General features: G+C 72.1%; 6 protein-coding genes. All 6 read left to right on the top strand.

Annotation, left to right across the window (positions count from 1 at the left end):
* Positions 1-60: 60 nt before the first annotated feature.
* The 6 genes from V7E46_RS30555 to galK all read left to right on the top strand — a co-directional run bounded on the left by V7E46_RS30555 (position 61) and on the right by galK (position 8004).
* Entirely contained in the window at positions 61-1854 is a 1794-nt protein-coding gene (locus V7E46_RS30555) for an ABC-F family ATP-binding cassette domain-containing protein (protein WP_329182533.1), read from the top strand.
* Positions 1855-2000: 146 nt separating this feature from the next.
* Complete coding sequence (locus V7E46_RS30550; RefSeq protein ID WP_333771448.1) at positions 2001-3755, top strand: hypothetical protein; 1755 nt, start codon at positions 2001-2003, stop codon at positions 3753-3755.
* A 222-nt stretch (positions 3756-3977) separates the two neighbouring features.
* Positions 3978-4655 (top strand): response regulator transcription factor, encoded by a 678-nt coding sequence (locus tag V7E46_RS30545; RefSeq protein ID WP_329182534.1) that lies wholly within the window; start codon positions 3978-3980, stop codon positions 4653-4655.
* A 177-nt stretch (positions 4656-4832) separates the two neighbouring features.
* Entirely contained in the window at positions 4833-5885 is a 1053-nt protein-coding gene (gene galT, locus V7E46_RS30540) for a galactose-1-phosphate uridylyltransferase (RefSeq protein WP_329178380.1), read from the top strand.
* Complete coding sequence (gene galE / locus V7E46_RS30535; RefSeq protein ID WP_333771447.1) at positions 5882-6862, top strand: UDP-glucose 4-epimerase GalE; 981 nt, start codon at positions 5882-5884, stop codon at positions 6860-6862. The genes galT and galE overlap by 4 nt, the downstream gene beginning before the upstream one ends.
* Positions 6859-8004: a galactokinase gene (galK, locus tag V7E46_RS30530; RefSeq protein WP_333771446.1), complete on the top strand. Its 1146-nt coding sequence runs from the start codon at positions 6859-6861 to the stop codon at positions 8002-8004. Before galE ends, galK begins: the two co-directional genes overlap by 4 nt.
* Positions 8005-8181: the final 177 nt, after the last annotated feature.

Raw genomic sequence — 8181 nt, 5'->3', positions numbered from 1 at the left:
GGTGCGGGGCGATTAGGGTGAGGGGAGAGAGATGTCCCCCTGCGCTTGGAGAGACGAGAAGTGGCCGTCAACCTGGTCAACGTCGAAGCCGTCGGCAAGACGTACGGCACGCGCGCCCTGCTGGAAGCCGTGTCGCTCGGCGTGTCGGAGGGTGACCGGATCGGGGTCGTCGGCCGGAACGGCGACGGCAAGACCACGCTCGTGCGGATGCTCGCGAAGCTGGAGGAGCCCGACGCGGGACGCGTGACGCACCAGGGCGGGCTGCGGCTCGGCGTGCTGACGCAGCACGACAGCCTGGACCCGGCGGCGACCGTGCGGCACGAGGTCGTCGGGGACCGGGCGGACCACCAGTGGGCGGGGGACGCCAGGATCAGGGACGTGCTGACCGGGCTGTTCGGCGGGCTGGACCTGCCGGGCTTCCCGGCCGGCCTCGACACGGTGATCGGGCCGTTGTCGGGCGGCGAGCGGCGGCGAATCGCGCTGGCGAAGCTGCTGATCGACGAGCAGGACCTGATCGTGCTGGACGAGCCGACCAACCACCTGGACGTGGAGGGCATCGCCTGGCTCGCGGCCCACCTGCGGGTCCGCAGGTCCGCGCTGGTGGTGGTGACCCACGACCGCTGGTTCCTCGACCAGGTGTGCACCCGGATGTGGGACGTGCAGCGCGGCACGGTGTACGAGTACGAGGGCGGATACAGCGACTACGTCTTCGCCCGCGCCGAGCGCGAGCGCATCGCGGCGACCGAGGAGACCAAGCGGCAGAACCTGGTCCGCAAGGAGCTGGCGTGGCTGCGCAGGGGCGCGCCCGCGCGTACGTCGAAGCCGCGGTTCAGGATCGAGGCGGCGAACGCCCTGATCGAGGACGTGCCGCCGCCCCGCGACACGGCGGAGCTGATGAAGTTCGCCAACTCCCGTCTGGGCAAGACGGTTTTCGAGCTGGAGGACGTGACGGTCACGGCCGGGCCGAAGCAGTTGCTGCGGCACATCACCTGGCAGCTCGGCCCGGGCGACCGGGTCGGCCTGGTCGGGGTGAACGGGGCGGGCAAGACGTCGCTGCTCAAGGTGCTCGCGGACGCGGCGGTGACCGACGGCGACGCGCAGCCGGCCGCGGGCCGGGTCGTGGTGGGCAAGACCGTGCGGCTGGCGTATCTGTCGCAGGAGGTCGCGGAGCTGGACCCGGCCCTGCGGGTGCTCCAGGCGGTGGAGGCGGTACGGCAGCGGGTCGACCTGGGCAAGGGCCGGGAGATGACCGCGGGGCAGCTGTGCGAGAAGTTCGGCTTCACCAAGGAGAAGCAGTGGACGCCGGTCGGCGACCTGTCCGGCGGTGAGCGGCGCCGGCTCCAGCTGCTGCGGCTGCTGATGGACGAGCCGAACGTGCTGTTCCTTGACGAGCCGACCAACGACCTGGACATCGAGACGCTGACCCAGTTGGAGGACCTGCTCGACGGCTGGCCGGGCTCGATGGCCGTGATCAGCCACGACCGCTACTTCCTTGAGCGCACCACCGACCGGGTCTTCGCGCTGCTGGGCGACCAGAGCCTGCGGATGCTGCCGCGCGGGGTGGACGAGTATCTGGAGCGCCGCCGGGCGATCGCGGAGGCCGCCGCGCCGCCGGCACCGCAGGCGAAGGAGAAGCCGGCCGGCGACACCCGGGCGGCGAAGAAGGAACTCCAGCGCATCGAGCGGCAGTTGGACAAGGTCGGCGTCAAGGAGAAGACGCTGCACACCCGGATCACCGAGCACGCGACGGACTTTGCGAAGGTGGCCGAAATCGACGCGGAGCTGCGGGCGTTGCGCGAGGAGCGCGAGGACCTGGAGATGCGCTGGCTCGAACTGGCCGACGACGCAGGATGACAGCGATCGGGGCAGGTCGGGTCGGGGAGAACGTGTAGCAGGCCGGTAACGGAACAGCGGCGGCCCACGGGGGCAATGGTGCCGGGGTGATAGAAAGATTTTCCGCCCACCTGACCTGAAACCGTGAGCACGAAGAGGTCCCGCTGATGTCGCAGCCGCCCCCGCCGCCAGGCAACCCGCCCGAGTTCGGGAAGTCCGACGGCGCCGTGCCGCCCCCGCCGGGTCCTCCGCAGCCGCCGCAGCAGCAGCCGCAGACTCCGCCCCCGCCGCCGGGCTACGGCTACCCGGCGCAGACCCCGCCGCCGCCCCCGGGCGGCGGTTACGGCTACCCGGCCGCGGGTCAGCCGCCGGCCGGTGACAACCCGTACGCGCAGCCGGTGCCGCCGGCGCAGAATCCGTACGCGCAGGCGCCCACCCAGGCGGCCTTCCCGCACCAGCAGCTGCCGCCGCAGACCCCGCCGTACGCGGGCGGCGCCCCGCAGCCGTACCCGGGGCAGCCGCAGTACGGCCAGGTGCCGCCGCAGGGGCCGTACGGCTACCCGGCCCAGCCGCAGTATCCCGGCGGTCCCGGCGGCGGGCGCTCCACCAGCAAGCTGCTGATCATCATCGCGGCCGTGGTGGCGGCGGTTCTGGTGATCGGCGGCGGTGTCTACTTCGCGGCCAAGGGCGGCGACGACAAGCCGGGCCCCAAGCCGGTCGCGCAGAGCAGCAGCGCCGGCCCGACCACGGCCCCGCACTCCAGCGAGCTGCAGTTCGGCTGGGACAAGCAGGCCGACAAGGTCGCGGAGAAGGACAACCTCAAGACGGTCTTCGGGATCTGGTTCACCGACAAGTACGTGGTGAAGGGCGAGATCGACAAGATCGTCGCCTATGACGTCGCCACCGGGAATCCGGCCTGGACGCTGCCCGCCCCCTCCCGCGGCGACTGCGCGGCGGCCAAGGACACGTACCAGAACCTGGCCGCCGTCCAGTACGGCCCCAGCTGCAACCAGGTGATGGTCTTCGACCTGACCACCGGGGTCCAGAAGTGGTCGGCGATCCTGCCGGGCGCCACCGGCAGCAAGACCGACTTCGACTACTCGCAGATGGCGATCAGCGGTGACACGGTCGGCGTCGACTGGCTCAGCGGGTCCATCGGTTACCGGCTGTCCACCCAGAAGGTCCTGTGGCAGGGCGGCAACGGCAACTGCGAGGACGACGGCTACGCCGGCGGCAGCCAGTTCGTGGTGATCGTCAACTGCGACTACAAGACCTACAAGGTCCAGGTCATCGACCCCGACAGCAGCGGCAAGGCGAAGTGGTCCTGGGAGGCCCCGGGCGGCACCGAGGTCAACGCGATCGTGTCCACCGACCCGGTCGTGGTGGTGCTCGGCACCGCGAACAGCAACTCCACCGACGTGGTCACCCTCGCGAACGGCCGGATGCAGTCCCGGATCTCGCTGGGCACCGACAAGTACGATGTCTCGCTCGGCGACAACGGCGCGCAGGATGTGCACAATGTGCTGGTCAGCAAGGACACCGTCTATCTGACGCTGCGCAGCCAGGGCGACAGTAAGGGCCAGGTGCTGAGCGGCATCGTCGCCTTCAACACCGCCGACGGCAAGCAGAAGTGGGTCGCCAAGCCCGCCGACAAGCAGGACATCGTCGGCCTGGACTTCGTGGACGGCCAGCTGCTCGCCCTCGAACCGCCGGACTACGACGTGCCGGGGCAGCTGGTCACCATCGACCCGGCGAGCGGCGCGATGAAGAAGTTCGCGAGCTTCGCCGACGGCTCCAAGGACCACATCGACCTGTCCGACCTGGAGAACTACCCGTACTGGCGCAACGGCCACTTCTACGTCGTGACCCACACCGTCTACGAGGGCAACGACGACGAGAAGTACCTGGTCGACTTCCACTGACGGCCCGCACCGACCCGTTCGCGCGCCCCCTGCCGGCAGGCAGCCCGGAATTCCCGGAAACTTCTGCCCGGTTGGGGGCGCGCGCCATGCGGTGAGCGTGTAGCTTCGCGGCCTGGAGCCATACCGCCCGGGGGGCGCGGTTGGGACCGGCTCGGGCGCGGTATGCGTAGGGAACGGGGGCGGCTGCGGAGCGGACCCCCGGGGGGATAGGGGATGGCCGACATGGGCGTACGCCTCGTGGTGGTCGACGACCACCGGCTGCTCGCCGAGGCGCTGGCCTCGGCGCTCAAGCTGCGGGGGCACCGGGTGCTTGCCGCGTCCGCGCCCGCGGCCGGGGCGGCGGAGCTGGTGCTGAGCCGGTCGCCCGAGGTGTGTCTGTTCGGCACGGCGGCGCCGGCCGAGCCCGGCGCCTTCGACGCGGTCGCCAGGATCAAGCGGGAGCGGCCCGGGGTCGCGGTGGTCGTTCTCGGCCCGGTGCCCGACCCGCGCGGCATCGCGGCGGCCTTCGCGGCCGGCGCGTCGGGCTACGTACGCCACGACGAGCGGATCGAGGGCGTGGAGCGGGCCATGGCCAAGGCGCGGGCCGGTGAGGTCGCGGTGGCGCAGCCGCTGCTGCAGGGCGCCTTCGCCGAACTGCTCAACCCGGCCCAGCAGCCGGACGACGAGGGCATGCGGCTGCTCGAACTGCTGACCCCGCGCGAGATCGAGGTGCTGGTGCGGGTCGCCGAGGGCGAGGACACCCGGCTGATCGCGGCCGGGATGCGGATCGCGCCCAGCACCGCGCGTACACACGTGCAGCGGGTGCTGATGAAGCTGGGCGTCGGCTCCCGGCTCGAAGCGGCGGCGCTGGCCGCGCGCACCGGCCTGCTCGACCGCGCGGCGGCCCCCGGAGTGCGCTGAACCGCACGTCCGGCCATTCATCTGTTCGGCTTTGTTTGGTTGTGCCCGAAACGGACGCGGCTCCGCCCTGCGCTCATGAAGTCAACTTCACCTGCCCTCGCGCATTGACTGCGCTGTTCTGTCATGATTCATTGTGTGCGGTTATGTTGGGTGATTGTGGTGTGAGGGGTCTGTAGGGTGAAGAAGACGACGACCCGGCTCGCGGACGGCCGCGAACTGATCTACTACGACGCCGACGACACGGCCGACGCGGTCATCCGTGACGCCGTCGACCGCCGTCCGCTGGAGCCCGTCGCCACCCATTCCGAACTGCGCCACGACCGCCTGCTCGGCGACACCGTGGCCATCGCCTCGCACCGCCAGGGCCGCACCTACCACCCGCCGGCCGACGAATGCCCGCTGTGCCCCTCGCGCGAGGGACGGCTCAGTGAGATACCCGGCACCGACTACGAGGTCGTCGTCTTCGAGAACCGCTTCCCCTCGCTGGCGGGCGACGCGGGACGCTGCGAGGTGGTCTGCTTCACCTCCGACCACGACGCCTCCTTCGCCGACCTCAGCGAGGCCCGCGCCCGGCTCGTGCTCGACGCCTGGATCGACCGCACCAGGGAGCTGTCCCAACTTCCCGGCGTCGTCCAGGTCTTCCCCTTCGAGAACCGCGGCAAGGAGATAGGCGTCACCCTCGGCCACCCGCACGGCCAGATCTACGGCTACCCGTTCGTCACCCCGCGCACCTCGCTCATGCTGAGCGCCCTCGCCGGGCACCGCGAACGCACCGGCCGCAACCTCTTCGACGACATCCTCGCCGACGAGACCGCCGACGGCCGGCGGATCGTGCTGGCGGGCGAGCACTGGACCGCGTTCGTCCCGCACGCCGCCCACTGGCCCTACGAGGTGCACCTCTTCCCGCACCGCCGGGTGCCGGACCTGCTCGCCCTCGACGAGGACGCGCGCGCCGAATTCCCGCGCGTCTACCTGGAGCTGCTGCGCCGCTTCGACCGGATCTTCGGCCCCGGGCAGCCGCGCACCCCGTACATCTCCGGCTGGCACCAGGCGCCCTTCGGCACGCCCGAGCGGCGGGAGTTCGGGCTGCATCTGGAGCTTTTCACGATTCGCCGCACGTCGGGCAAGCTTAAGTATCTTGCGGGGTCCGAATCGGGCATGGGCGCGTTCATCAACGACGTACCGCCCGAGGCCGCCGCGCTGCGACTGCGAGAGGTAGCGAGTCAGTGAGTAAGAGCCCCCTGAAGCTGCTGGTCACCGGTGGAGCCGGATACGTCGGCGGTGTGGTCGCCGCCCATCTGCTGGCCGCCGGGCACCGGGTGACCGTTCTGGACGACCTGTCCACCGGCTTCCGGGAGGGCGTCCCGGACGGCGCCGACTTCGTCGAGGGCCGGATCCAGGACGCGGCCAAGGTGCTCGACGGCTCCTACGACGCCGTGCTGCACTTCGCCGCGTCGTCGCAGGTCGGCGAATCCGTCGCCGACCCGGCCAAATACTGGCGGAACAACGTCGGCGGCAGCCTCGAACTGCTCGACGCCATGCGCGACTCCGGGGTCGGCACACTGGTCTTCTCCTCCACCGCCGCCACCTACGGCGAGCCCGCGAGCATCCCCATCACCGAGGACGCCGTCACCGCCCCCACCAACCCCTACGGCGCCACCAAGCTCGCCGTCGACCACATGATCGGCGCCGAGTGCGCCGCCCACGGCCTGGCCGCCGTCTCCCTGCGGTACTTCAACGTGGCGGGCGCGTACGGCAGGCACGGCGAGCGCCACGACCCCGAGTCGCACCTGATCCCGCTGGTCCTCCAGGTCGCCCAGGGCCGGCGCGAGGCCATCTCCGTGTTCGGCGAGGACTATCCGACGCCCGACGGCACCTGCCTGCGCGACTACATCCACGTCGCCGACCTGGCCGAGGCGCACCTGCTCGCGCTCGACCACGCCACCGCGGGCGAGCACCTGATCTGCAACCTCGGCAACGGCAGCGGATTCTCCGTCCGCGAGGTCATCGACACCGCCCGCCAGGTCACCGGGCACCCCATCCCCGCGACCGTGCAGCCGCGCCGGGCCGGCGACCCCGCCGTCCTGGTGGCCTCCGCGCAGCGCGCGCACGACCGGCTCGGCTGGCGGCCCAGCCGCACCGACCTCGCGGAGATCGTCCGCGACGCATGGAACTTCGCTCAATCCCTCGGGGAGGACGCGCAATGACGGACCTCGGCATAGCCTTCAAGGACGTCTTCGGACGCGCGCCCGAGGGCTGCTGGGCGGCCCCCGGGCGGGTGAACCTGATCGGCGAGCACACCGACTACAACGACGGCCATGTGCTGCCCTTCGCGCTCGCGCAGACCACCAGGGCCGCCGTCGCGCGTCGCGACGACGGCCTGCTGCGGGTCCACTCCGCCGACATGGACGGCGGCGTGGTCGAACTGCGCCTCGACGACCTCGCCCCCGGCCGCGCCGCGGGCTGGGCCACCTATCCCGCGGCCGTCCTGTGGACCCTGCGCGAGGCCGGCCACCCGGTCGGCGGCGCCGACATCCACTACGACAGCACCGTGCCGGTCGGCGGCGGCCTGTCCTCCTCCGCCGCCCTCCAGGTCGTCACCGGGCTGGCCCTCGGTGATCTGCACGGCGTGGACATCACCCGGCAGGAACTGGCGCTGCTCTGCCAGCGCTCGGAGAACGTCTACGTCGGCGCGCCGGTCGGCGTCATGGACCAGACCGCGTCCGCGTGCTGCACCGAGGGGCACGCGCTGCACCTCGACGTCCGCGGGCTCGAACAGCGCCAGGTGCCGCTGGACCTGGTGGGCGCGGGCCTCACGCTGCTGGTGGCCGACACCCGGGTCAAGCACGCCCACGCGGACGGGGCGTACGCCGCGCTGCGGTCCGGCTGCGAGGCGGCTGCCGCGGCGCTGGGCCTGGCCTCGCTGCGGGACGTGCCCTACGAGGGCCTGGACGCGGCCCTGGCCGCCCTGCCCGACGAGCCCGACGGGCGGCTGCGCCGGCTCACCCGGCACATCGTCACCGAGAACCGGCGGGTCGAGGAGGTCATCGCCCTGCTCGACGCCGGGCGCATCCGCGAGATCGGTCCGGTGCTCACCGCCGGGCACGTGTCCCTGCGGGACGACTTCCGGATCTCCTGCCCCGAACTCGACCTCGTCGTCGACACGGTGCTCGCCTGCGGCGCGCTCGGTGCGCGGATGACCGGTGGCGGCTTCGGGGGTTCCGCGATCGCGCTCGTCCCTGCGGAGCAGGCGGGCGCCGTGACCGCGGCCGTCCAGGCCGCCCTCCCCGCGGCCCGCGTCTTCCCGGCCACCCCCTCCCGGGGCGCGCACCCGCTGGCGCGGGCTTGAGGTTATCCCCTCCGCTGGCGCGGGCCGGGGGGTGCAGGCCGCGTCGGCGGGTGCGCCTCCCCCCGGGCGCGGGGGTCTGGCGGTTCCCCTCCGGCAGGGGGGGTGCCCATCAGGGGGGGGGGGGGGGGGGGGGGGGGGCGCCCCCCCCCCCCCACCCCGGGCCCGGAAGCCCCACAC

It is taken from the genome of Streptomyces sp. IBSBF 2435, assembly GCF_036815005.1.
Lineage (GTDB): Bacteria > Actinomycetota > Actinomycetes > Streptomycetales > Streptomycetaceae > Actinacidiphila.
The sequence above is the reverse complement of the archived record's forward strand: the minus strand, read 5'-3'. Positions and strand labels throughout refer to the sequence as shown.